The organism is Geomicrobium halophilum (assembly GCF_014207655.1).
In the GTDB taxonomy this organism is placed as follows: Bacteria; Bacillota; Bacilli; order Bacillales; family Marinococcaceae; genus Geomicrobium; species Geomicrobium halophilum.
Genome location: NZ_JACHHJ010000001.1, coordinates 435,141 through 459,678, shown reverse-complemented (window position 1 = coordinate 459,678; position 24,538 = coordinate 435,141). Strand labels below are relative to the sequence as shown.

At 43.3% G+C, this 24,538-nt stretch carries 28 protein-coding genes; 12 read left to right on the top strand and 16 right to left on the bottom strand.

The features are described from left to right. Positions 1–64 precede the first annotated feature (64 nt). Positions 65–793, top strand: a complete 729-nt coding sequence (locus HNR44_RS02225) for an alpha/beta hydrolase (protein ID WP_184402491.1) — start codon at positions 65–67, stop codon at positions 791–793. Positions 794–806: 13 nt separating this feature from the next. Continuing rightward, positions 807–1,229 carry a GNAT family N-acetyltransferase gene (locus tag HNR44_RS02220; RefSeq protein WP_184402490.1) on the top strand — a complete coding sequence of 141 codons (423 nt, stop codon included), beginning with the start codon at positions 807–809 and terminating at the stop codon, positions 1,227–1,229. Positions 1,230–1,359: 130 nt separating this feature from the next. On the opposite strand, the gene HNR44_RS02215 is transcribed toward HNR44_RS02220, so the two are convergent. Then, complete coding sequence (locus HNR44_RS02215; protein ID WP_184402489.1) at positions 1,360–1,593, bottom strand: hypothetical protein; 234 nt, start codon at positions 1,591–1,593, stop codon at positions 1,360–1,362. A 238-nt stretch (positions 1,594–1,831) separates the two neighbouring features. Here HNR44_RS02215 and HNR44_RS02210 point away from each other — a divergent pair, with 238 nt between their 5' ends. After that, positions 1,832–2,350 (top strand): CotY/CotZ family spore coat protein, encoded by a 519-nt coding sequence (locus HNR44_RS02210; RefSeq protein ID WP_184402488.1) that lies wholly within the window; start codon positions 1,832–1,834, stop codon positions 2,348–2,350. Positions 2,351–2,365: 15 nt separating this feature from the next. Here the strand turns inward: HNR44_RS02210 and HNR44_RS02205 are convergent, their stop codons facing one another. After that, entirely contained in the window at positions 2,366–3,022 is a 657-nt protein-coding gene (locus HNR44_RS02205; protein ID WP_184402487.1) for a CotO family spore coat protein, read from the bottom strand. A gap of 366 nt (positions 3,023–3,388) precedes the next feature. Here HNR44_RS02205 and HNR44_RS02200 point away from each other — a divergent pair, with 366 nt between their 5' ends. Beyond that, positions 3,389–3,478, top strand: coding sequence for a YjcZ family sporulation protein (locus HNR44_RS02200; protein WP_184402486.1), 90 nt, complete (start codon positions 3,389–3,391; stop codon positions 3,476–3,478). A gap of 188 nt (positions 3,479–3,666) precedes the next feature. Here the strand turns inward: HNR44_RS02200 and HNR44_RS02195 are convergent, their stop codons facing one another. From HNR44_RS02195 to HNR44_RS02180, 4 genes are read right to left on the bottom strand one after another with little or no spacing between them, the layout of a single operon-like run. Beyond that, positions 3,667–4,686 (bottom strand): ABC transporter ATP-binding protein, encoded by a 1,020-nt coding sequence (locus tag HNR44_RS02195; RefSeq protein ID WP_184402485.1) that lies wholly within the window; start codon positions 4,684–4,686, stop codon positions 3,667–3,669. Positions 4,687–4,691: 5 nt separating this feature from the next. Further along, positions 4,692–5,726, bottom strand: a complete 1,035-nt coding sequence (locus tag HNR44_RS02190; protein ID WP_184402484.1) for an oligopeptide/dipeptide ABC transporter ATP-binding protein — start codon at positions 5,724–5,726, stop codon at positions 4,692–4,694. Between the two features lie 59 nt (positions 5,727–5,785). Continuing rightward, on the bottom strand, positions 5,786–6,706 hold the full coding sequence (gene nikB, locus HNR44_RS02185; protein ID WP_184402483.1) for a nickel ABC transporter permease: 921 nt from the start codon (positions 6,704–6,706) through the stop codon (positions 5,786–5,788). Positions 6,707–6,719: 13 nt separating this feature from the next. Then, positions 6,720–7,613: an ABC transporter permease gene (locus HNR44_RS02180; protein WP_184402482.1), complete on the bottom strand. Its 894-nt coding sequence runs from the start codon at positions 7,611–7,613 to the stop codon at positions 6,720–6,722. Positions 7,614–7,955: 342 nt separating this feature from the next. Here HNR44_RS02180 and HNR44_RS02175 point away from each other — a divergent pair, with 342 nt between their 5' ends. Continuing rightward, on the top strand, positions 7,956–9,635 hold the full coding sequence (locus HNR44_RS02175) for an ABC transporter substrate-binding protein (RefSeq protein ID WP_184402481.1): 1,680 nt from the start codon (positions 7,956–7,958) through the stop codon (positions 9,633–9,635). A 54-nt stretch (positions 9,636–9,689) separates the two neighbouring features. Here the strand turns inward: HNR44_RS02175 and HNR44_RS02170 are convergent, their stop codons facing one another. Both HNR44_RS02170 and fabI read right to left on the bottom strand, forming a co-directional pair. Further along, on the bottom strand, positions 9,690–9,917 hold the full coding sequence (locus HNR44_RS02170; protein WP_184402480.1) for a DUF7667 family protein: 228 nt from the start codon (positions 9,915–9,917) through the stop codon (positions 9,690–9,692). A 522-nt stretch (positions 9,918–10,439) separates the two neighbouring features. Then, the gene (gene fabI, locus HNR44_RS02165; protein ID WP_184402479.1) at positions 10,440–11,222 is read right to left on the bottom strand and encodes an enoyl-ACP reductase FabI; all 783 of its coding nucleotides are present in this window, start codon (positions 11,220–11,222) and stop codon (positions 10,440–10,442) included. A gap of 129 nt (positions 11,223–11,351) precedes the next feature. On the opposite strand from fabI, the gene prpE reads away from it, so the two are divergent. Together prpE and HNR44_RS02155 are read left to right on the top strand one after the other, a co-directional pair. Continuing rightward, positions 11,352–12,134 carry a bis(5'-nucleosyl)-tetraphosphatase PrpE gene (prpE, locus tag HNR44_RS02160; RefSeq protein ID WP_184402478.1) on the top strand — a complete coding sequence of 261 codons (783 nt, stop codon included), beginning with the start codon at positions 11,352–11,354 and terminating at the stop codon, positions 12,132–12,134. 5 nt (positions 12,135–12,139) lie between these two features. Beyond that, entirely contained in the window at positions 12,140–12,568 is a 429-nt protein-coding gene (locus HNR44_RS02155) for a hypothetical protein (RefSeq protein WP_184402477.1), read from the top strand. Here HNR44_RS02155 and HNR44_RS02150 read toward each other — a convergent pair. The 4 genes from HNR44_RS02150 to HNR44_RS02135 are packed head-to-tail and all read right to left on the bottom strand — an operon-like array spanning position 12,532 to position 15,304. Then, positions 12,532–13,476, bottom strand: a complete 945-nt coding sequence (locus HNR44_RS02150) for an RluA family pseudouridine synthase (RefSeq protein WP_184402476.1) — start codon at positions 13,474–13,476, stop codon at positions 12,532–12,534. The two genes, HNR44_RS02155 and HNR44_RS02150, sit on opposite strands and share 37 nt — an antisense overlap. Then, positions 13,469–14,263 carry an NAD kinase gene (locus HNR44_RS02145; protein ID WP_184402475.1) on the bottom strand — a complete coding sequence of 265 codons (795 nt, stop codon included), beginning with the start codon at positions 14,261–14,263 and terminating at the stop codon, positions 13,469–13,471. The genes HNR44_RS02150 and HNR44_RS02145 overlap by 8 nt, the downstream gene beginning before the upstream one ends. A 17-nt stretch (positions 14,264–14,280) precedes the next feature. Next, positions 14,281–14,919 (bottom strand): GTP diphosphokinase, encoded by a 639-nt coding sequence (gene yjbM, locus HNR44_RS02140; protein ID WP_184402474.1) that lies wholly within the window; start codon positions 14,917–14,919, stop codon positions 14,281–14,283. 13 nt (positions 14,920–14,932) lie between these two features. Beyond that, positions 14,933–15,304 (bottom strand): UPF0738 family protein, encoded by a 372-nt coding sequence (locus HNR44_RS02135; protein ID WP_184402473.1) that lies wholly within the window; start codon positions 15,302–15,304, stop codon positions 14,933–14,935. A gap of 83 nt (positions 15,305–15,387) precedes the next feature. Between HNR44_RS02135 and HNR44_RS02130 the strand changes: the two genes are divergently transcribed. The 5 genes from HNR44_RS02130 (at position 15,388) to HNR44_RS02110 (ending at position 18,728) form a co-directional block, all read left to right on the top strand. Then, the gene (locus HNR44_RS02130) at positions 15,388–15,990 is read left to right on the top strand and encodes a CYTH domain-containing protein (protein ID WP_184402472.1); all 603 of its coding nucleotides are present in this window, start codon (positions 15,388–15,390) and stop codon (positions 15,988–15,990) included. 232 nt (positions 15,991–16,222) lie between these two features. Continuing rightward, on the top strand, positions 16,223–16,915 hold the full coding sequence (locus tag HNR44_RS02125) for a lytic transglycosylase domain-containing protein (protein WP_184402471.1): 693 nt from the start codon (positions 16,223–16,225) through the stop codon (positions 16,913–16,915). Between the two features lie 179 nt (positions 16,916–17,094). Further along, positions 17,095–17,481, top strand: coding sequence for a globin domain-containing protein (locus HNR44_RS02120; protein WP_184402470.1), 387 nt, complete (start codon positions 17,095–17,097; stop codon positions 17,479–17,481). A gap of 21 nt (positions 17,482–17,502) precedes the next feature. Next, a complete protein-coding gene (locus tag HNR44_RS02115) occupies positions 17,503–18,402 on the top strand; it encodes a ClpXP adapter SpxH family protein (protein WP_343069411.1) in 900 nt (299 codons plus the stop codon). A gap of 155 nt (positions 18,403–18,557) precedes the next feature. Next, positions 18,558–18,728, top strand: coding sequence for a hypothetical protein (locus HNR44_RS02110; RefSeq protein WP_184402468.1), 171 nt, complete (start codon positions 18,558–18,560; stop codon positions 18,726–18,728). Between the two features lie 124 nt (positions 18,729–18,852). Here the strand turns inward: HNR44_RS02110 and pepF are convergent, their stop codons facing one another. From pepF to mecA, 4 genes are all read right to left on the bottom strand, one after another. Then, complete coding sequence (gene pepF / locus HNR44_RS02105; protein WP_184402467.1) at positions 18,853–20,685, bottom strand: oligoendopeptidase F; 1,833 nt, start codon at positions 20,683–20,685, stop codon at positions 18,853–18,855. Between the two features lie 46 nt (positions 20,686–20,731). Continuing rightward, positions 20,732–21,877, bottom strand: coding sequence for a competence protein CoiA (locus tag HNR44_RS02100; protein WP_184402466.1), 1,146 nt, complete (start codon positions 21,875–21,877; stop codon positions 20,732–20,734). 198 nt (positions 21,878–22,075) lie between these two features. Further along, a complete protein-coding gene (cls, locus tag HNR44_RS02095; protein ID WP_343069332.1) occupies positions 22,076–23,587 on the bottom strand; it encodes a cardiolipin synthase in 1,512 nt (503 codons plus the stop codon). A gap of 124 nt (positions 23,588–23,711) precedes the next feature. Continuing rightward, positions 23,712–24,374 (bottom strand): adaptor protein MecA, encoded by a 663-nt coding sequence (mecA, locus tag HNR44_RS02090; protein ID WP_184402465.1) that lies wholly within the window; start codon positions 24,372–24,374, stop codon positions 23,712–23,714. Positions 24,375–24,538 lie beyond the last annotated feature (164 nt).

Sequence of the window (24,538 nt, the reverse complement as noted above, 5' to 3'; positions counted from 1 at the left end):
TCCAGCTTCTATGATACAATACCACCGAGATTATCTTTTACACTGATAGAAATGAGGATTTGAAATGGATGGAGAAATTCGCTCACTCACGTTTTCAAGCAGCATTTTAGATACCGAATTTGAACTTTTTGTTTACATTCCTCCGAATTATCATGATGGAGTAGCTTATCATCTGGCTATTGCGCAAGATGGACAAGATTATTTTAAACTTGGAAAAATCGGACGTAAAATAGAGACCCTTATTTTAGATGAAGCAGGCCCGGAAACGATTGTTGTTGGTGTTCCTTATCCACGTATAGCTGCACGGCGCAAATGGTACCACCCTGACGGTGAAGCGACTGGCGAATACTTACAGTTTTTAACGGAAGAGCTTCTCCCCTATCTTGGACGTGAATTCTCACTTCAGGAAGAAGCCGACGGGCGTACGTTGTTGGGAGATTCATTAGCAGGCTCCTTAGCCCTTCTTGCATGCTTGAAGTACCCAGACACTTTTACGCGCGCGGCGATGCATTCTCCCTATGTGAACGATACGCTATTGAATACGATTGATGCTAGCGCAGAACTTGAGCGGCTTACCATTTACCACACAGTCGGCTCTAAGGAGGAGGAAGTGAAAGGAACAGATGGTTCGATCATGGATTTTATTACCATGAACGAAAATCTTCATGCCAAACTCGTGGATAAGGTTTCAAACTATCGCTATAAAATTTTTGAGAATGGGGACCATACATGGAGAACTTGGGAACCTGATCTCCATAAAGCCTTACATTTTATGTTTATTCAACACGGATAAGGAGTGGAAAACATTGAAGGTAGAAATTGCAGACAACGACGAAGAGATAAAAAGTGTCCGAGAGATCCGTTCGAAGGTTTTCATCGATGAGCAAAATGTTCCACCTGAAGAAGAGTGGGACGAATATGAAAAAGATAGTGTTCACTTTCTTGCTGAGGTGTCCGGAAAACGAGCGGGGGCAGGTCGAGTCCGTTTTCATGAAGGCCTTGGAAAAGCAGAACGCATCTGCGTTTTAAAAGAATTTCGCGGCACCGGCCTCGGGAAAGAGATTATGCATGCACTTGAAGCTTACGTTGCTAAACAAGGAGGATATGGGGTGATCTTGAACGCGCAAACACACGCAACTGCTTTCTATGAGCGGCTGGGGTACAAGGTTACTTCCGATGAATTTTTGGACGCTGGTATCCCCCACGTCGTAATGGAAAAACGTTTGTAGAGTTGGGGCTGTCCAATCATCATTGGGTGGCCCGTTCTTAATGTTTTTGCCACAACGTCACCTTCTCCGTTTAATTCTCACCTGAAAAAAAGCACACCACTGATTAATGGTATGCCCAGGGTTCACCTTCTTATGCCAATGCCTCAAAACGCTGGCCTTTTCCGTTCGAATACGGTTCGATTTCATGTACCTTACGCCCATCATGATAAACCATTAATGGGAGGGACTGGTACCTTCGCTTTCGGTAGTTTCGTGCAGTGATCGCCTCAACACGCGGATTCGCCTTTACGAGTGGCTGGACCGACTGAATACGACTTCCATACTGTAAAGCAATATCATTGGCTTGCATCGGAATATAGCCCAATGGTCAGCTCCTTTCATTTATCAACGACAAAACAAATGATGCTCGACGTCAGGGTTATTTACTACTCTATACCCCCAATGAAAAAAAGTATGCCATCTCTATAATATTGCAGTTGATAATCGTTCAACCCCCTTGATATTACGGGATTAAAAGCTTATCACAGGAAACATACACGCTTTAGGATAAACGTACATACGATATATCGAAACCATGAAGGAATCCTAAAGGAGTGATCAATGTGAGTTGCGGTCGCAAAGAATTTGAATCAGGCAACTGCGTCTGCGATGCGGTACTGTCAATACAGGAAGCACAAGATGCCGTTGACGATCGAAAAAGAGGAAACTGTGACAACAGTTGTTTTACAAACTTGTTGAATCCAAGAAAGCCAGGGCGGGTTCAGGATACCATCCCGTTTATTCTTAAAGATAAAAAGGCCAACATGTTTTGGGCAACAGGTGGATTAACTGCGGACTATCCAGACGTATTTGAAACCGTATTTTTCAGAGTAGAAAGCATCGATGAAAATTCATGCTGCGCCACTTTATCATTACTTCGTCCAACCGATGAGATATTATTTACCCACAACTGCTGTGTTGATCCGACGTCGCTATCCAATGTCTGCTCGCTTGAGAAAACGCACTTCTGTATAGAAGTTGATTTGAACTGCTTCTGTGCCATTCAGTGTTTAGATCCTGGCTTGGTGGATAATCCTATTCCAAAAGACAGAAAGGATAAAATGCCAGTCGACAAGAAATAAGACACAAAATATTAATCACCCCATGAGATCACCGAGAGATAATTCTGTGACCTCATCGTAGTTGATCGTTACCAGATAAGGGGCTTGCTGGGTTTGCATCGTGAACTGCTGTTCCTCTACAGCAGTAACGATGCCGACCCATGTTTGATTTTTTGTTTTACATATACATGTAATCGGTGAACGATGACGCATACGAACAAGAAAATCTGTTTTTTCTTTTACAGTTTTGTCTGCAAATGTCAGTGAATTCTCTTCTTTTTTCCCTTCATCCTTGTTCTTAACCTGAGAATCAGGCTGAATTTGGTGCTCACCTGCACGACGCCTTGTTGTACGATTTCTAGTTCTCGTATTTTGTTTTTCTAATGTCGATTTTAATTGTTCGGTCGTCCTTGTTCCGGGTCTTGCTCCATTTCCCCCTTGCCAATCATAGCCCAGGTGCCTGGATAAATTAAATGAACGTCTCCTTTTTGACTCTTCCTCAGGGGATTCCTCCATTTCTTCACTTTTATTTTCTGGCACCTCTTCTTCGGAATCTGTAGATTGACTACGTTGTAATCGACTACGTTTGTATAATACCTCTACTTCAGTTCTGCCATGGGAAGGCGGTTCATGATTAGGATTATCAATATATAAAAGCGGCTGGACACGTTTCATACGTCTTCGAGAACTCAATAGCTTCTCCTCCTTATCAGACAACGTCTTGCTCCATTATATTCGGAATATAACAAGCTATGATTGAATGAAAAGGAAATATTTACGAGGATGTTCAAAAAGGCAGACAAGTAGCTTTACCGGGGTTAAGCTAGTGTTATAGAATCCATTCCTCGCCAAAGGAAAGAAACGTTTCTTATGCCCCTTTTAAGAATAGAATACGCAGGTTTAGGAAAAAGGAAACGGCGTATGTTCTTGATGATATGTCCCACTCTTGGGCAAGTGCCCGGTTTTAACGGTTAGTTCACCCGTCTATAACTGCTTGCATAATGTATAGGGAGAACAAAGTAAAATGTTCTCGAATCGTGGTTTCAGGAGGAATGCAACATGTCAGCTGGATTTGGTTACGGCGGAGGATTTGCGCTTATCGTCGTTCTCTTCATCCTTCTCATCATTGTGGGAGCAGCATACTGTTAGACAAATAAATCATCCCTCCTAACGGGATGATTCTTTTTCATACTAAATGGGGATGTCTCAAAAATATTTGCACCGATGACCGCATTTTCGCCGAACCTTAGCCGTAGCGCCGAAATAGTGGATCCTCCCGCCGAAAAGGAGAAATGAACCATCGAATGCAGCAGCTGCCCTTTGGGCAGCCCCATTCATTATTCCTGTACCGAAGGTGTTTTTCCATATTGTTCAACGATCTCTTCCATATGATGGCACGCAGCTTGATGTCCATCGACCATATCACCTGCGGTTCGGAGTTCAGGCTCTTCCTGCTTACAAATTTCCGTTGCAAATGGGCAGCGCGTGTGAAAACGACAGCCGCTTGGCGGGTTCATCGGAGAAGGCACATCGCCTTCAAGAACGATACGCTCTGTTTTTCTTTCAGGATCCGGAACCGGAATAGCCGAAAGTAATGCCCGTGTGTATGGGTGATGTGGGGAGTCGAATAGTGATTTCTTATCGGCTATCTCAACAATTTTCCCAAGATACATCACGACCACACGGTCGGAAATATGGCGAACAACCCCTAAGTCATGGGAAATAAACAAAAATGTAAGGTCAAATTTCCGCTGCAAGTCTTTGAGTAAGTTGAGCACCTGCGCCTGGGTTGAAACGTCAAGAGCTGATACAGCCTCATCACAAACGATGAGTTTTGGATCAACGGAAAGGGCACGTGCAATTCCGATTCTTTGACGCTGCCCTCCGCTGAACTCATGGGGATACCTTTCCGCTTGTTGAGGGCGTAAGCCGACGACTTCCATTAACTCGCGGATGCGTGCCGGACGATCTTTTTTCGGGACAACCCCTTGAATAGCCATTGCTTCATCAAGAATCTGTTTCACTTTTTGCCGGGGGTTGAGGGATGCATACGGATCCTGAAAAATAATTTGGATATCCTTACGCCTTTTTCGAAGTTGAGATTTACTCAGTTTACGAAAATCTTCCCCATCAAAATAAATTTCCCCGTCTGTTGGTTCTTCCAATCGAAGAATCGCACGCCCAGTCGTTGACTTACCACAGCCTGATTCCCCAACAATGCTTAGAGTCTCGCCCGAATGAATGGCAAAAGAAACATCATCTACCGCTTTTACATCCGTCATTTTCCGGTTCAAGACCCCGCCTTTTACCGGAAAGTATTTTTTTAAGTTTTTCGTTTCAAAGAGAGGTGTGGTCATTGCTCTTACTGCACCTCCTGTTTTTTAGTAGCTGTGTCCCATTCCTCAGTGTATATCCAGCAGCGTACCGCCCCGCTATCATCTTCCACACCATAATTATGGGTTGGTGTTGCTAATGATGGATGGGTCTCACAAATTTCTGAGGCATATGGGCAACGTTTCATAAAGCGACATCCACTTGGCATTTCCGCGGAGCTGGGGACCGTCCCCTTGATCACTTCCAATTCATCCATATCCACATCATGTCGAGGGATGGCGTTCATTAACCCTTTTGTATAAGGATGCAAGGGGCGTTTGAATAACGTTTTCACATCTGCCTGCTCGACGACTTCACCGGCATACATGACAGCGACCTTATCGGCGGTTTCTGCGATTACCCCAAGATCATGGGTAATAATGAGAACAGCCATCCCGGAGGATTCCTGCAAGTTCTTGATCAATTCAAGAATTTGCGCTTGAATCGTTACATCGAGAGCCGTCGTTGGTTCATCGGCAATCAATAACTCAGGGTCACAGGAGAGCGCGATTGCAATCATTACACGTTGGCGCATCCCCCCGGACAATTCATGGGGATAGCGTTTTGCGCGATCTTCCGGTGCAGGGATTCCAACAAGTTTAAGCATGCGGATGGCTTCTTGACGGGCATCTTTTTTGCCTAGTTTTTTATGAATTCGTAGTGCCTCGGATACTTGATGACCGACGGTAAATACAGGGTTTAACGAAGTCATCGGTTCTTGAAAAATCATCGAGACGCGATTTCCGCGATATTTTGCAAACTGGGACTTGGATTTTTTGAGTAAATCTTCACCCGTAAGGTTAATGCTTCCTCCCTTAATTTTTCCGGGAGATTCAACAAGCTGCATGATGGACAATGAGGTGATGCTCTTTCCTGAACCTGATTCACCGACAATCCCAAGCGTCTCATTCGCCCCTACTTCGAAATCAACGCCATCAACGGCCTTCACTTCCCCGTCATGAGTGAAAAAAGACGTCTGTAAACCCTCGACTTTTAAAATAGGTGTCTTATCCGTTGCTGCCACCGCTCATGACCTCCTTTTCTATAGGCGAGGGGGCTTCATTCCCTCCCGTATGCTAATTCTTAATTTATTTCGATTCGTTTGTTCAAGACACGATAGAGGATATCGACAATGAAGTTTGTTAACACGAAGGTCAGCGCGAGCACAATCACTGTTCCTTGAACAACCGGGAAGTCCCGTTGCGAAATTGCGTCAACAACAAGCCGCCCTAAACCATTGATACTAAACACAGACTCTGTTAATACAGCTCCACTCAAAAAGTAGCCAAACTGCAAACCAATAACGGTAACTACGGGGATCAGTGCATTTCGTAACGCATGTTTATAGATAACTAAACGTTCTTTTACACCTTTCGCCCTCGCCGTTCGTACGTAATCTTCGCCAAGCACTTCAAGCATCGCTGAACGTGTCATACGGGCGATAATAGCTGCACCTGCCGTTCCCATTGTGATTGCAGGCAGGAATATCTGTTGCCAATCTCCCCAGCCCGATGTAGGCAGCCATCCGAGTTCAATTGAAAACAAATACATGAGCATAAGACCTAACCAGAAGTTGGGCATCGAAAGTCCGATGACCGCAAACATCATCGTACCAAGGTCACGGTAAGAATTTTGTTTGGTCGCGGCTAAAATTCCACCGAGAAGACCCACAACAACGGCTACAACCAGTCCCCAAAAAGCAAGCTCCAATGTGATCCAAAAGCGCGGGGCGACCAGTTCCATCACCGGTTGATCCGTACGTACAGATTGACCCAAATCTAAACGAACAAGATCAGCTAAAAACGTTCCATACTGTACATATAAAGGTTCATTTAATCCAAGATTCTCCCTCATCTGCTCCAACTGCTCTTCAGAAGCTGCTTCTCCAGCCATAACTTGCGCTGCATCCCCCGGGATCAATTGTATGATCAAAAAAGCAACGAGGGTTACGCCGATAATGACCGGTATAAGTTGTAAAAAACGGCGAATGATAAAAATATACAAACTTAACGCCTCCTTACTTTTTTGATTTTGGATCTAGCGCATCGCGCAATCCATCACCCAATAGGTTGAAACCAAGGACGACGAGAACGAGCGCAATACCTGGAAAAAGCGTAAGATGGGGGGAGTCCCACATGTAACTTCTTCCTGAGTTAAGCATCGCTCCCCATTCCGGCGTTGGCGGTTGAACTCCCACACCGAGGAAGGATAAGCCCGCAGCACTAAGGATCGAGGTCGCGATTTGTAATGAAGCTTGTACGATCACCGGGGAACTCACATTAGGAAGGATATGTTGAAACATGATTTTCCCATCCTTCGCGCCAAGCGCTCGTATCGCTTCGATATACTCAACGGATTTCACTTCTAAGACAGAACCTCGGACAATTCTGGCAAATACCGGGATGTTATAAATCGACAAGGCAATGATTACGTTGTTTAAGCTCGCACCTAGAGCACTAACAATGGCAAGTGCCAATAAGATTCCTGGGAAAGCAAGCAATACATCGGCCACGCGCATAATAACCGTATCAACAAAACGGCCATAATACCCTGCAAATAATCCGAGAACAATCCCAACAGCGGCTCCAATCGCAACAGATACCGTTCCTACATATAAAGTTAAATGTGTACCATAAACAATTCGGCTATAAATATCCCTACCATTATGATCGGTCCCAAACCAATTTTCCGACGATGGTGTTTCAAAATCATTTAATAAATCGGTAGAATTTGGATCATGCGTCATTAAAAATGGTGCGAATGCAGCGACTAGCAAGAAAAATATAAGAATACATGAACCGATTAATGAGGACTTATTGCGTATTAATTTTTTAAATAATGACTTCCACCGTGATTCCGGCGCGCCAATTTCTTCTTCACGAGCCGGTTTTTGATTAACGGTTGACCCCATCCTCTGCTCAACCCCTTCTGTACAAACTGAACTAGCAAACTACTTGTTTTATTATAGCAATCTTATTACGTTTTACAATAAAGTACGAGAAAATCTTTGATTCGATTTTTCTCTCGATATATATGTAACGTTTTCCCTAATTCTTTTGTAGTTTCACCCTCCTCTCTCAATTTTGTAAGTATTATCGATTGTTAACAGCTTACAACATGCTCTAATTTGTTGTAAATCGTAATTTTTTGTCAAAGCTAATCTTTATTTAATTGAAAAAATAGTATTGAAAGTTTTTAATTCGTAGGATATAGTAAGCCTAGCTTTTATTATCATATTAAGGGGGAATTATGGGTGAAACGCTACAAAAGGTCTGGATATCTTGTAGGAGCTGCACTTGCAACGAGTCTTGTGCTTACCGCTTGCACCGATGATTCAGATGTAGATGGCGGCGATGCCGGCGATAACGGGGACACTGGAGAAGACGTCGAAGATGGCGAGGATGATGGTGAAGACGAAGGAGACGGAGAAACCGCTGGGGAACCACAGGAAGGCGGAGACTTCATGATTTCGATGGCAGGGGAACCGCAGTCGATGGACCCTCACGGTTCGAATGACAACCCCTCTGCGAAAGCACGTACATTAATGTATGAAACACTTGTTACCCAAGATCCTGAAACACTCGAGATTGAGACCGAAGGTTTAGCGGAATCCTACGAACAAACAGATGACGACACGTTTGTTTTTGAACTACGTGAAGGCGTTAACTTCCATAATGGTGAAGAGCTAACCGCTGATGATGTGGTGGCCACATTTGAACGCGTGCTTGAAGAAGAGCGTGCTTCAGAAGCTGCATTCCTTTTTGAAATGATTGACAATATTGAAGCAGTTGATGAGTACACCGTCGAGTTTACGACTGAGTTTCCATTTGCTCCATTACCTGCACACCTCGCGCATAATGCGGCGGGTATTATGAGTGAAGCGGCCATCGAAGAAGAGGAAGAGGGCGAAGATCTTAACCTCGATACCGAAGGCGTTGGTACAGGGCCATTTGTATTCGAGGAATGGAATCAGGGAAGTTCACTTACGTTCCATAAAAATGAAGATTACTGGGGTGACAATGCCTACCTCGATAGCGTTACATTTGAAATTATCGATGAGAATCTTACCCGTATCGGAAGGCTTGAAAATAACGAAACCCATGTGGCCGACGATGTGGAACCCGCGTTAGTGGACCAGGTTGAGGCACTGGAAGACGCTACGCTGATGTCAGGGCCGAGCTTGAGCATGACTTATGTTAGCTTTAACACCCAAGAAGAACCCTTCGATGATCCACTTGTCCGTCAAGCCATTACCATGGCTGTCGATAATGAGGTTCTCGTGGAAGGGATTTATGAAGGTTACGGAGAACCAGCCTACGGACCGATTAACGATCTTGTCTTTGGCTATAACGAAGATTTAGATGAGCTCGGTTATGACCCTGAAGAGGCTCAAGAACTACTCGCAGAAGCAGGTTATGAAGATGGATTTGAAACGACGTTGTGGACGAATAACGAAAGCCCAATGCGGGAACAAACCGCTGAGCTTATTCAGGATCAGCTTGCAGATATCGGAGTTGACGTGTCCATTCAAAACGTTGAATGGGGTGCTTACCTTGATCAGACAGCTGAAGGCGAGCATGAGATGTTTATCCTTGGCTGGAACACTGTAACGGCAGACGCTGATTACGGTATGTACTCTCTCTTCCATTCCGATAATCACGGGGCCCCCGGTAACCGTTCATTCTACGAGAATGAAGAAGTAGATGAACTTCTTGAGGAAGCACGTCAAGAAGATGATGAAGAAGCACGTGAAGAGCTTTATGGTGAAATTCAGGAAATCCTTGTAGAGGAAGCTCCAATGATTTATACCGTCTTTGATGATGTTCGGGCCGGGGTTTCTGATTCAGTACAGAACCTTATTCATCATCCAAACGACACCTATGATCTCTCTGAAACCTATATCACCGAAGAAGCAGAAGGCGGCGGCTACTAAGCCACCCGTAGAAAGACCCACGCAATCACGTGGGTCTTTTCTTATCTAGATAGGTCATTCCCCTTTTAATTTTTCAACTGCTGAACAGATTTCATGTTGCCATTCATGATCTTCTGTCGTATAGGCGATATAGGACATCGTAGAGAGTTTCTCCTTTTCCCAATAAAAGTTCCTTAAGAACTTCTTGCTTTCATCCATTTCTGATTGTTCACTTTCCGTGAGTGCACGGTAGTCTGCTTTGAGGACTAACCGTACGAGTCTTTCGGCTACAACAGAATACAAGTGATCACTACCTTCCATTCATATAGATGCTTTATAGGTCGAATTGAAGACGTACTTGTAGCATCTCCGAATAGATGTAAAAATATAGCCGTTTTCGTTATATTTACCATTAAAGTGCGTGTTCGAAAAGGAGGGCAACAAGAGCCAAGAAGTTTTAGAAAATATTAGCTGATCGCTAAAATGGCGGGTCTAGATTTTCTTATGCTCTGGAGTGCAAGGAAACGCGTCTTGACATCCTGCTTGTACCACGAAGGAAAGGGGGATTCTTTTCCGAGGAGCGAAGCGCCAGCTGGCTGCTTCGTAAGCGTTCCTTCACACGATGAAAAAGTGGTTTTCGATTTCGAGGATACGCTTTTGGTACGTGCAACGCGCCGAAGGTGCTAGTGCCAGCGTGTCACTTTCAGAGACACGCTGGCCTCCTTCACCCCGCAAGCTGACGCAGAAATTCGACGGCCATTTTTCCCTGACTTTTTGAACATCCTGTCAAAATAAAAAAGCTGCCCGATAGACAGCCTTCATCCTTTATCCCATCCCAATAATGTGATAACCCCCGTCGACGTGAAGAATTTCACCGGTCATGCCTTTGGATAAGTCACTCATTAAAAAGAGTGCAGTGCCTCCGATTTCTTCCTGTGTGACGGTTCGTTTTAACGGAGATTTTTCTTCCATTTCCTTTAACACGGTGTTAAATCCGGAGATTCCTTTTGCCGACAAGGTACGCATGGGTCCGGCGGATATCGCGTTTACCCGGATATTGCTTTCGCCCAAATCATTTGCTAGGTAACGGACACTTGCATCCAATGCCGCTTTGGCCACTCCCATCACATTGTAGTTTTGCACCACGCGTTCGCCGCCAAGGTAGGTCATGGTTAAAATAGATCCACCTTCAGGCATTAGTTCATTCTGCTTTAAAGCGTGGGCGACAGCGGTTAACGAATAGGCACTAATGTCATGGGCCAATTGGAAGCCTTCCCGGGACGTTTCTACGAACGAACCTTCGAGATCTTCGGTTTTCGCAAAAGCGATGCAGTGGGCAAGTCCATCAATCGTTCCCACTTCTTCCTTAATTTGGCTAAATGTTGATTGGATTTCTTCATCGCTCGTAATATCACATGGATACACATATGTATCGGTTTCCAAGGTGTCTGCAAGCTCACGTACGTTCTTTCCAAGGCGTTCTCCAGCATATGTAAAAACAAGCGTTGCCCCGGCATCAGCGAGGCTACGAGAGATCCCCCAGGCAATACTTCTTTTATTTGCTACCCCCATGACAACATATGTATGTCCTTCTAATGATAAACTCATTTTCTTAAGCTCCTTTCTATGCCTATATTCTTCTTGTCCTTCAGTATAGCATTTTTTTACAGAACGGTCACTGTTCATATACTTTCAATCATAGGTGTTCATCTGCTATGATTTCAGAAGGTGATGACAATGACAAAAGGCTTGGATTTTATCGGTGATATTCACGGTTGCCGATCAGAACTCTCCCAACTTTTACAAGAACTAGGATATAAAAAAAAGCAAGGCTCTTATGTACATCCTCATCAGCGAAAACTTGTTTTCATCGGGGACCTTACCGATCGCGGTCCTGATTCGCTGGGTATCATTGAAGATGTAACTCCCCTTGTAGACCAAGGATTGGCTTATTATGTACCCGGAAATCACTGTGACAAGCTATACCGCTATTTCCTTGGACGTCCGGTAAAAATTCAGCATGGCTTGGAAACGACCGTTGCTGAACTTAAGGAGCTCACAAAACCATCCTATCATAACATACGAAAAACGTTTATGCAGCTGTTTGAACAATCACCATTATACCTTTCACTAGATGAAGGCAATGTAGTTGCCGCACACGCAGGTATCCGAAGACACGATATTGGCAAAACCAACAAAGCGGTTCGTGCATTCGTCCTATACGGAGATGTGGACCGCAAACAGCAGCAACCGGGTCAAGTACCGAAGCGGCGGGACTGGGTGCTAAACGAAAGGAACCAGCCACCCTGGATTGTCTACGGCCATACACCTGTACAGACCCCCAGAGTCTACCGGCGTACTATTAATATTGATACCGGATGCGTCTTTGGTGGTGCGCTCACTGCCTTTCGTTATCCTGAACTTACAACCATATCGATACCTTCACGACAAGAAAAGCAGTCGGAAAAATTCCGTACTTATGAAAAACAAGAGTCTCTAGGCTCTTATAGAAAGGAATAAAAAAAATGAATCGTACCGTATTCGTTAGTCTCATGATCTTCGTATTTTTATTATCTGCATGTGCACCTCAGGCGGAGATTAGTCATATCGAAGATGAATCGGAAATTGTGCTATCGAGCGAGGGAGATGAATCATCGGTTTCATTTAACGCATTAATAGCCAACACATCAGAACGGCCTGCTGAGGAACTGCTTCTCCATTGGGAGGTGAATGACGAAAAGCTTCTAGAGTCCTTAAGTGAGCCTGAGCTCCTCCAAAGCGATGAGGGGGAACCCTTTTCTATTGGCGGGGGTGATCGTTATATGATAAGTGAAACGTTCTTCCTTAACGAACCGTTGGAACCCGAAGGCCTCAGTGGGAGCGTTGATGCCGTTATCACGAACGAGAGTGAGGAAGTCTACCGCTTCACATTCGAAGAAGTCGTTGAGGCCTGATGGAGTTCGTCGAGAATATCAGCACCCATTTTAGAAAATAAAGGTTGAAGATCTCGCGGAAAGGGTGCTGTTAGGTGATACATTTTTTCTGTGATCGGATGTTGGAAACGAGTATGAATGGAATGTAACGCCTGGCGCTTGATCCATAAGGATGAGCTTCCATACAGCGTATCCCCTACAATCGGGTACCCTCTAGCCGCAAGATGCACACGCAATTGATGCGTTCGCCCTGTAATGAGGGTGAGCTCCACGAGACTCACCCCTCCTCCTTCTCCTCGTTTTTCAGCAATTGTAATGGCTGGTTTATCGCCCCCGATCTGCCTTTCGATCAACGAATCAGGATGACGTTGAATCGGGTCATCAATGACTTGTCGTCCATCCGGAAAGGAGCCTTCTACGAAGGCTACATACCTTTTATTTGGCCGATATTCAGTGAATCGTGTGAGCTTATCGTGTGCATATCCGTGTTTTCCGACGATCATTATTCCGCTAGTCCCTCGATCGAGACGACCTACTGCGTGGAAAGAGCCTGGGAACTTTTTTGTCTCGTAATAAGCCATCACCGCTTCTGCAAGTGACTCCCCTTTTTCTCCGTGTCCCGGCATTGTTGCCATTGGTGCCGGCTTGTTTAATATGAGCAAATGGGCATCCTCGTAGATCACCGATAGCGGATAGGAGTACCTTTGAAAATGGGCCGGGAACTGTTCCTCGGGAGGTACAACACAAACGACATCCCCTGGAAGTAGTTCCTGGTGCTTTACTGCAGGCTTTCCATTTACTTGTAATTCACCGAAACGCCTGATCTTTTTTATCATACGTGTAGACATCTTTTTTTCTATTTTCAAGAAATCATCAATCGAAAGAGGTGCATTTACACTCCATGTCCAGGCTGATGTCCAATTACTCACCGATAAATGACTCCTTCACACGTTTCCAAAATGGAAATGGTCTAAAGCGAGCAAAACGAACATGCTCTTCAGCGACACGACATTGGATGGACTCAATATCCTTATTGACAACGGATTTATGGTCGATCGTAAGCTGCAGGCTGACATCGTTTAATGGTCGTAATAAGCAAGTATGATGCTCAGGTAAGACGAGCGGTGAACCAATCGTTCGATATACACGATTATTGATCGAAGCCATCTCTGAAATTTGCATCGATGATAACGAAGGATGCAGAATTGCTCCTCCCAATGCCTTATTGTAAGCGGTACTCCCCGATGGAGTAGAGATACAAAGCCCATCACCGCGAAACGTTTCAAACGTTTCTCCTTTTATGTCAACATTACAGACGAGGGAACCTTCGGTCGTTTTCACTGTACATTCATTTAAAGCCAGATAACGATCCGGAGTACTCTCTCCTTGATAACGAACGACAACTTCAAGCAAAGGGTATTCGACGACCTGAAAAGGGGTTTTCGCAATGTGGATAATTAATTGGTTGGCCTCTTCAGGCATCCAGTCAGCATAAAAACCTAAATGTCCAGTATGAACCCCGACAAAACATGTATCTTCCAGACGATGCTTATGATAATGAAACGCTTCGAGCAACGTGCCATCTCCCCCAACAGAGATGACGATTTCTGGTTCCTCCTCATCTAATGTAAGTGAATGTTTGCCGAGCTCCCGGCATATACGGGAGGCGATCTCATTCGAAGCTTCATCCCCCCGCGAAGTTACATCATACTTCATCAGCTACTTTCCTCCTCTTACTTATAGGTCCCCCGATTTTCTTCTTGAAGTTTGGTAATAATCGATTGAGCCTCACGCACTTCTCCTTGGATCTTGGACATCTCTTCATCCAACTGGTAGGCAGCTTCTGCTGCTCGAACGAGCCGGAGCTTAATGTCTTGGGGAATCTCCCCGCTATACTTGTAATTGAGCGAGTGTTCGATGGTTGCCCAAAAGTTCATTGCCATCGTGCGCACCTGAATTTCTACGAGAATATGCTTTGTACCCTCTACGGTGTGAACAGGGTAATCAATCACCATGTGATAGGAACGATAACCACTGGATTTTTTTTCCTTTATATAGTCTCGTTCACTGATGACAGTAATATCATTTCTGCTCCGCAACATATTTACGATCGGGTCAATATCTGTTACAAACTGACAAACGATACGGATGCCAGCTATATCTTGCATTTCCGTTTCCAGCTTTTCTAAAGGAATCTCTTTACGTTTTGCTTTTTCTTGAATACTCGTAATCGGTTTTACACGCCCTGTCACGAATTCAATAGGTGTATGTTTCGAAGATTGCTGATATTGTTCCCTGAGACTTTTAAATTTTACCTTTAATTCTTCAACGGCTTGTTGGTACGGTGATAAAAATATAGGCCAAGTTCTCATTCGAACACCTCCATCAATCGTTCGCTGGATCTAGGAAATGCTTTTCAACAGTACGAACCATCTCAGCTCCATAATTGTTATTTCCTTGAATGACATCCAGTAACATGTCTAATTCCTCATGGATATCTTCAAATTCAACATCAGGCTCATCAAGAAATATTGGCTTTCGCTTTCGATAGATTTCATTGATCGCCGGCCATAAGTCTTCATGAATATGGATTTGTACAAATTCATCATCCTGTTCAAAAATATACACAAGAGCAAAATTATCGGAATCGGCCAGCAGGCGGCTCGTTGGTGTGAATGATGAATGTGTCGAACGATCTGTCACGAGATAGAGACCGTCGTTTCTATGTATGGCTTTCTTTGCATTTATTACAGTCACGTCTATTCTACCCCTTTTCTTTATCCAAATCACGTTGTAGCTCTACATCGTCTATGCCATAATAAAGGCAGGAGGATGATTGCATGGATCGTGAATTTGAAGAACTGGAAATTGAAAGCAAGCGTTTACTAACCGAAACTGAATTCCATCAAATATGCGGGTATTTTCAATTACACCCGGAGGAATTCCATATCCAGCACAATCACTATTTTGACACATCCGATTTTCAATTAAAAGAACGAAACGCTGCATTACGTATTCGTTATAAAGACGGAGCCAATGTCTTAACATTGAAGGTGCGAAATGGTGAAGGTGTGACCGAGAAACATCAACGTCTTGAGAAAAATGAATGGACAGAACAAACCGCCCTTACAAAGGTATCTCCAGGCTCCATTCAAACCTACATAGAAAAAGAATGGGGGATTCCATTTGAAGCCCTTCAATACTTAGGAAAGTTATCTACCTGGCGGGCTGAATGGGGACATGATGGCGGGTTCATTGCTCTTGATGAAAGCCATTACCTTGGTGAAGTGGATTTTGAGTTAGAATATGAAGGAAAGTCTCGAGAACATGTCCGTAACGTCTTATCACAAATCGTTGAACAAATAGGAATGGCGAAAGAGGCGCCAGAACCACCTCCGAAAATTCAACGTTTTTTTTCAGCGAAAATGCGAAAGAAGACATAACCCCCCCTGCTTACTGCCCCCTCTTATCATCCAAAATTTACTTTATCGTCATATGAACCTCATTCCGACTCGGGCTTGTGTCTTGTCTATTTTTTTACTACCATTTTGAAGTTCCCCTGCCTTATTCATGGGGAGCTTGATATAGGACTTTCATCTTTTTTATTTTAGGTTGTTGTTTTCGCTCTTCATTCTGCTATAGTCGAATTATACTATAATTGAGGAGCGGCTCGCTATGAATGAACTCTATCCAATGTTACTCAATCGGATAACACTTTCACCGTTTTCGATACCGGATTCAAATCGTACACATGGGGAGCCAATCAAGGATTTTGCTTCAATTCTCGCTAATGCTCAAGTACTACATGAAACATCAAACGGCAGCCAGCGAACATTCCCATTGGACTTATCTAGAGACAGGCCGCTCTATTTTAACCCCGTTCAAGAGCCGCAAGTGACTTCGCACCTTCTTTCTCCCCATTTCAAAGAGGTGGCGGAAGTAACGGAAAACCCTATATCTACCACTACCAGTAGCACTTTACCAGATTCTCCATATAATCATTATATTGAAGCGGCAGCCGAAAAACATGGGGTAGATCCCGGCTTAATCTACGCGGTTATTAAACATGAGTCTAATTTCAATCCAAATGCCAAGAGCCATGCCGGGGCCATGGGCTTGATGCAATTAATGCCTGGAACTGCAAGCGGATTAGGCGTTACCGATGCTACCGATCCAGCTCAAAATATTGATGGCGGCACCCGTTATTTAAGTGACATGCTTGACCGCTACAACAATGACGTTCAAAAAGCTCTAGCTGCTTATAATGCCGGTCCTGGTAATGTCGATCAGTATGGAGGCATTCCTCCTTTTGATGAAACAACAGCTTATGTTCCAAAAGTATTCAATACCTATCAAAGCTTGGCATAATTTTATATTCAGATGGGGCGAGGGCATATCTCTGTAGCGGGGATATGCTCTCACCTTTTATCGCCTTTCTAAGAGCCGATGCATAGTATTTGAAGGTTCTCGTAAGCATTGCTACAATATGATTATTCAAAATCCCTCTCAAGAGGTTGTTCAAAAAGTCCGGGAAAAAGGGGTCTAAGATGAACGAAAAGAAACGAACATTGTATGAGGCTCTCGGTGGAGAACAGGCGATTTCAACGATTACGGAACAATTTTACCAAAGAGTACACATGCATCCTGACTTGAAACCATTGTTTCCCGATGATTTGAGTGAAACAGTAAGAAAGCAAAAACAATTTCTAACACAATTTTGCGGGGGATCCCCGTTATATACTGAAGAACATGGACATCCGCAATTACGTGCTCGTCATCTGCCTTTTGAAATTACACCGAAAAGAGCCCAAGCCTGGTTAGATTGTATGGAAAAGGCACTGGCAGCCAGTCAGCTTGAAGATGAAGAAGCAGTCCATGAATTATATCGAAGATTAACATTAACCGCGCACCATATGGTTAACACGTCGGTTTAAGGAAAGGAGCGAATGACCTTGGTGAAGACAAATGAACGGGGCTGTGATGATACTCTTGGCGTATGTGGGATGGAAGAAGGAGATAAACCAACAAATGATCATTTTAAGTTGGAAATCTATGTCTTTACAGATCCCCTTTGTCCTGCTTGCTGGGGAATGGAACCGAAACTAAAGAAAATACAGCTTGAGTACGGCCATTTATTTAAAATGCGTTTTTTTATCGTTCCTGAAGCCGCCAGCTGGTGTGTAAATGAACAAAATCAAAAATCTCTAGTGGATCTATGGGAAACGACCGCCACTCGTACAGGAATGTGTTGTGATGGTGATATTTGGCATGAGAACCCACTCTCCCATTCAGAAGCACCTGCCATTGCTGTAAAAGCTGCTGAAATGCAGGGCCGCCAATATGGTATACTTTATCTCCGAAGGTTGCGCGAAGCTCTTTTCCTTAAAAAAGAAAACATTTCTAATGAAGAAATTCTCCTTTCTTGTGCTAAACGTACTCAATTAGATCTTGAGGAATTTCGGAAAGACCTTAATTCTGATTTAGCCAGGAAAGCATTAGAATCTGACGTGAATACCACTCACGAAATGGATGCGGAAGCAGTACCAACAATGATCTTCTTCAACGATCGGATCGAAGATGCCGGACTGAAGGTCTCTGGACTGCACAGCTATGATGTGTACGAAGACATTCTGGCGAAAATGTTAGGTGATTATCCTCAGGCCCGTAAAAAAATGGACATTGACGAATTTGTGCGAACGTATCAGTTTGTGGCCACCCAAGAAGTAGCAGAAGTATATGATTTATCCATGAAAGAAGCAAATGCCCGTCTAAAAGCATTACAGCTCCAACAAAAAGTCGAATCGATCCCGGTAAAAAGAGGAACCTTTTGGCAGCCTATCCCCCCCGAAAAATGACCAGCATTGGTCATTTTTTATTTTTGAAGTGATGAAAAAAGACAAGTTCATCATATACTGAATTATAGGACTCCGAACTTTCCCGATGAACTTTGCCTTTTCCCTTTGAATAAAACCCGTTGCACGAATGGGAAAATGAGAAAGGGGGTTTGCCAATGCAAAAATTTATTCTCAGTATTATTGCTGTATCGATTGGCTACCTCTTATTTTTGGTAGCTGCCTTGCGTTTATTTCCATTGTTTATTGCCGCCCCGATATTCTTCGGTTCCATTGTCATCAGTGTACACTTTTTAAACGAACGCAGCCGTTTTAAAGGCTTTTCTTAAAGTACGTGTTCAAAAAGAGCCGAGAAGGTCGAGGAAGCAAGCTGACGCAGAAATTCGACCGCTATTTTTCCCAGGCTTTTTGAACATCCTCTTAGAGTAAAAAAACCCTCGTGTTGAGGGTTTTTTAAATATCCTTGAATAACTCCTCGGCCAATTGCTCGGCTTCTTGTAATTGCCGTTCAAATTGGGTCATGGCTGCCACAATCGGGGCAGGTTCAGTCATATCTACCCCTGCTTTTTTCAATATTTCAGTGGGATAGTCTGAATCCCCGGCTTCCAAGAAGGATAAATAGCGCTTCACTGCAGGCTCCCCTTCTTCAAGAATGCCTTTGCTTAGAGCGACGGCCGCGCTGTATCCTGTAGCGTATTGATACACATAGAAGTTCATATAGAAATGGGGGATTCTGGACCATTCAAGAGAAATATCATCATCATAAACCATCTCATCTCCAAAATATTTACGATTCAAATCAAGATATTCTGCCTTAAGGTTCTCTGGAGTCAGCGCTTTTCCTTCCGCAGCAAACTGATGGATCAGCTGCTCGAATTCAGCAAACATCGTTTGTCGGAAAATCGTGCCTTTAAACCCTTCAAGTTGTTGGTTGAGTAAATAAAGTTTATTGACCTTGCTTTCTGTTTTTTGTTCTAATGCATGGGAAAGTAACATTTCATTTACCGTAGAAGCCACTTCTGCTACGAAGATGGTATAGTCGCCATATGGATACGGTTGAGCGTTATGGGTATAGTAACTATGCATGGAATGTCCAAGCTCGTGAGCCAGCGTGTACATCGCGTCAATATTGCTTTGCCAATTCATTAAAATATATGGCTGCGTTAAATAGGCTCCAGAGGAATATGCCCCGCTCGATTTCCCTTTATTTTCGTAAACGTCAACCCATCCATTTTCTTCTAATCCTGAAGTCATCACACGAATATAATCTTGCCCCAACGGCTTTAACGCCTGAATAATTTCTTTTTTGGCCTCTTCATAGTCAACGTCAAAATCATTGCTTTCCACCAGTGGAACGTATAAATCGTAATAATGGAGCTCATTGAGGTTAAGCAACTTTTTCCGTAAGCGTAAATATCGCTGAAAAAGATGAAGATGATCATTAACAACCTTAATCAATTGATCATACACTTTTTCGGGAATATGATTCGTATGAAGGGCTTGAGCACGTGCGGATGAATAGTTTCTCGCATCTGCATAGAATTGATTACGTTTCACTTGTCCATTCAACATACTTGCAAGTGTATTTTCATGACCACGATACGCTCGATACAACGAATGAAAAGCATCTTTGCGAACTCTTTGGTTTTCATTTTGTAGAAGCTGGATGAATCGACCATTGCTTACAGCCGTTTCATTTCCCTCTTCATCTTTGATTGATTCAAAGGTTAAGTCCGCATCCGTAAGCATCGAAAATGCTTGTTCAGGTTGATCGGTAACCTCAGAAGCTTTGGCGAGTAACTCCTCTTCCTTTTTCGATAGAATATGGGGTCTGCGTTCGTTTAATAACTCTAATTCATATCGATACAATTGCAAGGGTTCATATTCGCTAAGGTATTGCTCAATCGTTTCCTTAGAAGCAGATAAAATCTCTGGCTCATAAAACGAAACCGCTGCACTAAAACGAGCTAATAATGAACGTGCGCGATCAAATAACCCCTGGTAAAAGCTGTTGGATGTGTCTTCATCGTTTTTCAGATGGGCATAGACGACTATACGCTCCAATTCCATACTGATGTTATCCCGTTTTTGTAAGCCTGTATATAACATCTCCGCTGAATCTACAAGTTTATTCTGAAAGGCCTCCAGCTCTGGCAATTGATTTTCTAGGATCGTGTAAGCTCGCTCCCATTCATTAGCATCTGTAAAAATCGCTTCTACATCCCATTTTCGTTCATTGGGGATTTCCGAACGATCCGGGACTCGTGTACCTGTATGATTGGACATGATTCTCCCTCCTTACTTTCCATCTTAAGGTAAAAGAACATGTCAATCAATTTGTAACCATCGAGGACCCCTTGTATGCATACCGCTGATCCATCTCATACCCTTCATCAGCCGATTGAGGAAATCGGATGCGTTGGGCCAGTACAAAGCCCCCATTACGTTTATATAAAACATCAAAGTTTACTAAAAGAGTTAAGTACTGATCCATCAATACCTGAGTTCGTTCCATTGAAAGTTGTAGATGTCTGGAGAGATATTGTAGATGTTGATCAAGCATCTTGGGAGAAATGTACGTTTGACGTTTAAGAAGGTAAAGGAGTTGAATGAATAACCACGATTGCCAGAGGAGTGGCGGTTCCCTAACCCAAGCTTGACAAGGAAGAAACCAACCTGCTTCTGCAGGATGAAGATGGAGTGGGAGTTTATGCCGGAGTAACAGCTCTTGGACTTGAATGGAGAATGGGGTTGGCGGGAGTCGTTTACCATAACGGCAGTTTTTTTTGTAAGTTAGCATGGCTTTACTGGAGTTCGTTATAGAAGGGTTTGTTTCTTTTACATCTTCGAATGATGAGGTTAAAAGGGGATATGACAGCACCTGTGCGTATGCTTTTTGCGGGGATAAGTATGCACCCAGATGTGCGATCCATAACGTTGAGGGGGCTTGCAAAAAGTAGATACGCGGCACATACCTCGAATGATCAGTGACCTCCCATTCCCAGTCTTGAAGACGAATCGTATTCCCTTTTCTTCTTAACCGATAAAACGGGAGCACCCAGATCGTTTGAATCCCTACGGATTGATATGACACGGTACGAGCGCGAATCTTCTCACGGTCAATGGCTGAACATTGGTACTCAATCGCAAGGGTCTGTTCTTTTCCATGTACGAGAAGATCTGCCCGTTGATTCGTCTCAAAAATTTGAGCCTCTACCGAGACCCCTGCTCCTTGTTTATTCAACCATTCATATAGAAAAGCCTTTCCTTCCAGGTGATGTTCTGACTCTGCAGTTGTTGAAGGGCAATTTGTGTATGCAACATGAGCGAAATGAGACCTGCGCTTCCTTCCTTTTTTTAATCGAAGGCGTTCATTACATACAGGACAAAACCATTGAGATTGGGAGGCAATATAGGCTTTATCCTTTCCAGCTAAAAGGGATACGGTTCGTCCGGAAAGAGATATAGCAGTGAACAATAGGCAACACCCTTTCAGGGAAATGAAACGAGGGAACATTCACCTAATCTTCATTCTACATTTATCACTCTTATTCCTGCTTTTCACTAAAAAAGTTTTTAGAGAAAAAAACCATTCATATTTGGACAACCTCTACAATGACGGAGCAGTCTTTAAGAATTCAGCACGCCAGCGCGTACATATGCAAGGCGGCCTCCACTACAATAATGGAGATAGCAAACGAGAAAAAGACTCCATCATCCGGGATCGAAACGGCCTCTTTTTCAAGGCTTCTGCTGAGATTACACTCGAATGTTCCATATCCAGAACATAATCACTTACTAAACGAGAAACACTGGATGTTTCATACAAAAAGACATTAACCTCAAAATTAAGGTGAAAACTCCGCATATCCATATTTGCACTCCCAAGAGAAGCAATCTCCTGATCCACAATCATAAATTTACTATGCATAAATCCATGATCATACGCATAAATGACAACACCGGCATCTACCAGTTCAGGGTAATAAGAACGTGAAGCGTGAAAAACGACTCTCTTATCTGGTTTACTCGGCATCAAGAGACGGACATCAATGCCACTGAGGGCTGCAATTTTGAGCGCTGACAATATATCGTCATCAGGAATAAAGTAGGGAGAAGCGATCCATATTGACTTTTTCGCGTTTGTGATCATTTTAAAGAAAAGCTTTTTAATGACCTCCCACTGTTGATCAGGGCCTCCCGCAATAACTTGAACACCGCCTTCGTCGATCTTGGAATTACGATGCTCCGGGGATAAATAAACAGGATCCATCTTTGTCTCCCCGGTCATAAACGACCAATCACGCAAAAACGTTAACTGGAGATCCCTGACGGCTTCTCCTTTCATATAGAGGTGCGAGTCACGCCAATGTCTGAACAATTTGCCTTTACCCACGTATTCATCGCCAATATTTAAGCCTCCGGTAAAGCCAATTTGACCATCGATGACTACAATTTTGCGATGATTTCGGTAGTTCACTCGATGATTTAATAATGGAATTCTTACGGGGGCAAAAGCCTTTATATCCACACCCGCCTGACGAAGCTCATTTTTGTATGCTTTCGGTAACTGCCAGCTGCCAACGGCATCGTACAAAACCCGGACTTCTACACCATCCCGTGCTTTTTTAAGTAAGATTTGCTTGAACTGGTTCCCAATATCATCATGTCGAATCGTATAAAATTCAATATGGATATGATGTTCGGCTTGCTCAAGTGCATATAGCATATGTGCAAAAGTTTCCCGTCCATCTGCTAACACCTTTGTTTCCGTATTAAATGAAATAGGGGAACCTAATTTTAAAGCCAAGTGGAAAAATTTCTCTCGACCTGGCATCAAGTGTTGGCCATTTGCTTGCATCAAACTACGATGTCGAGTCACACTCTCGAAGGCTTGTTCATCTTCAGAAGCTTTCCTTGTATATGAACGTTGATGTCGATATGCATGGCCAAATATTAAGTAAAAAATAAAACCAACACCGGGAAAAGCAACTAGCACAATCACCCATGTTAACGTCCTCGTAGGGTTTCGTTTTTCCATGAATATGACAAATATCACCAATGCAATCGCAATCGAATATATTATGGTGATAATAATTCTCAACTGTTCATCTAAAAATCCCCTCATCGTATAGATCACTGATAAAAAGAGAATAATAATGAAAAAAATATTGATCTGTTTATTCACCTATTTCGCCTCCTGCCCAAGCTCATTTTTAGTAACCTGAGCACCTAAACAAATACGATGGTGTTCTTTATGTATTAAAAAACGCCGGTCGTCCCATTTAGGACCCCAGCGCTCGTTTTAATGGTTATGAGAAGTAAGAGGATAATACTTCTACACCGTGATCCGGTACAATCGTGTTTCCATATTCGCGAATGCGATGGATAGAAACATCTGATTCATCCCCGTACTCTAAGACGCGGCTTAACATGTTATCTTGTTCATCTTCATCGTAGTAATCATCAAACTCAATGTGAAGATAATATACATTTTCTAATGAATATATTTCATTTTTAACATTTTCCAGTTTAACCGCTTTGCTTAGAGCAATTAAGTCTTCCAGATCTTGAAAAGCGATGACAATGCTTAATGGATCTTCTGGAGTTAAAGAATCCCGATCTTTTTGTCTTGAGCGCAATTGCTCATCTAGCATATCAACGATATTATCGTCAATTTCATTATCCTCTTTATCTTTGCCCACAGGGATTTCCAGTTTTACATTCCCATCATTCATTTGACCACGTGTTACGACAATCTCCAGCCCTTTATCAAACGCTTGAACTTGAATCCATAAAGGACCTTCAATTTCAAAATTCTCATGATCATGAGCTTCATTAATCATTTCAAAGAAGAACTCTTCACCACGTTCGCGATTATACCAAATTTCATCGCTGTCAAAGCCTCTATCCTCGATATCTGCATAAGTGATATAGAACTTAATGGTCGTATCGTTAATTCTTTCAATTTCCACGATTTCTCCCTCCTCGGGTTAAAGTGGACTAACCGCACGCTGTTTTGTTTTTATCGAGCGTCGCTTTCAACTCTTAAGTCCATTCTATACGAATTCATCATCCCTGTTAAGGGCAAGTGTACCATTTTCTGCGATGAGAATGCCATCCTTAAGGTTGTTCAAAT

Bases quoted from the DNA above. Each gene is read 5' to 3' on its own strand.
- HNR44_RS02145 (WP_184402475.1), bottom strand. From the start codon at position 14,263: ATGAAGTATGATGTAACTTCGCGGGGGGATGAAGCTTCGAATGAGATC.
- HNR44_RS02155 (WP_184402477.1), top strand. From the start codon at position 12,140: ATGAATCGTACCGTATTCGTTAGTCTCATGATCTTCGTATTTTTATTA.
- fabI (WP_184402479.1), bottom strand. From the start codon at position 11,222: ATGAGTTTATCATTAGAAGGACATACATATGTTGTCATGGGGGTAGCA.
- HNR44_RS02120 (WP_184402470.1), top strand. From the start codon at position 17,095: ATGAACGAAAAGAAACGAACATTGTATGAGGCTCTCGGTGGAGAACAG.
- HNR44_RS02130 (WP_184402472.1), top strand. From the start codon at position 15,388: ATGGATCGTGAATTTGAAGAACTGGAAATTGAAAGCAAGCGTTTACTA.
- HNR44_RS02180 (WP_184402482.1), bottom strand. From the start codon at position 7,613: ATGGGGTCAACCGTTAATCAAAAACCGGCTCGTGAAGAAGAAATTGGC.
- HNR44_RS02225 (WP_184402491.1), top strand. From the start codon at position 65: ATGGATGGAGAAATTCGCTCACTCACGTTTTCAAGCAGCATTTTAGAT.
- HNR44_RS02195 (WP_184402485.1), bottom strand. From the start codon at position 4,686: ATGACCACACCTCTCTTTGAAACGAAAAACTTAAAAAAATACTTTCCG.
- prpE (WP_184402478.1), top strand. From the start codon at position 11,352: ATGACAAAAGGCTTGGATTTTATCGGTGATATTCACGGTTGCCGATCA.
- HNR44_RS02200 (WP_184402486.1), top strand. From the start codon at position 3,389: ATGTCAGCTGGATTTGGTTACGGCGGAGGATTTGCGCTTATCGTCGTT.
- HNR44_RS02125 (WP_184402471.1), top strand. From the start codon at position 16,223: ATGAATGAACTCTATCCAATGTTACTCAATCGGATAACACTTTCACCG.
- yjbM (WP_184402474.1), bottom strand. From the start codon at position 14,919: ATGAGAACTTGGCCTATATTTTTATCACCGTACCAACAAGCCGTTGAA.
- HNR44_RS02110 (WP_184402468.1), top strand. From the start codon at position 18,558: ATGCAAAAATTTATTCTCAGTATTATTGCTGTATCGATTGGCTACCTC.
- pepF (WP_184402467.1), bottom strand. From the start codon at position 20,685: ATGTCCAATCATACAGGTACACGAGTCCCGGATCGTTCGGAAATCCCC.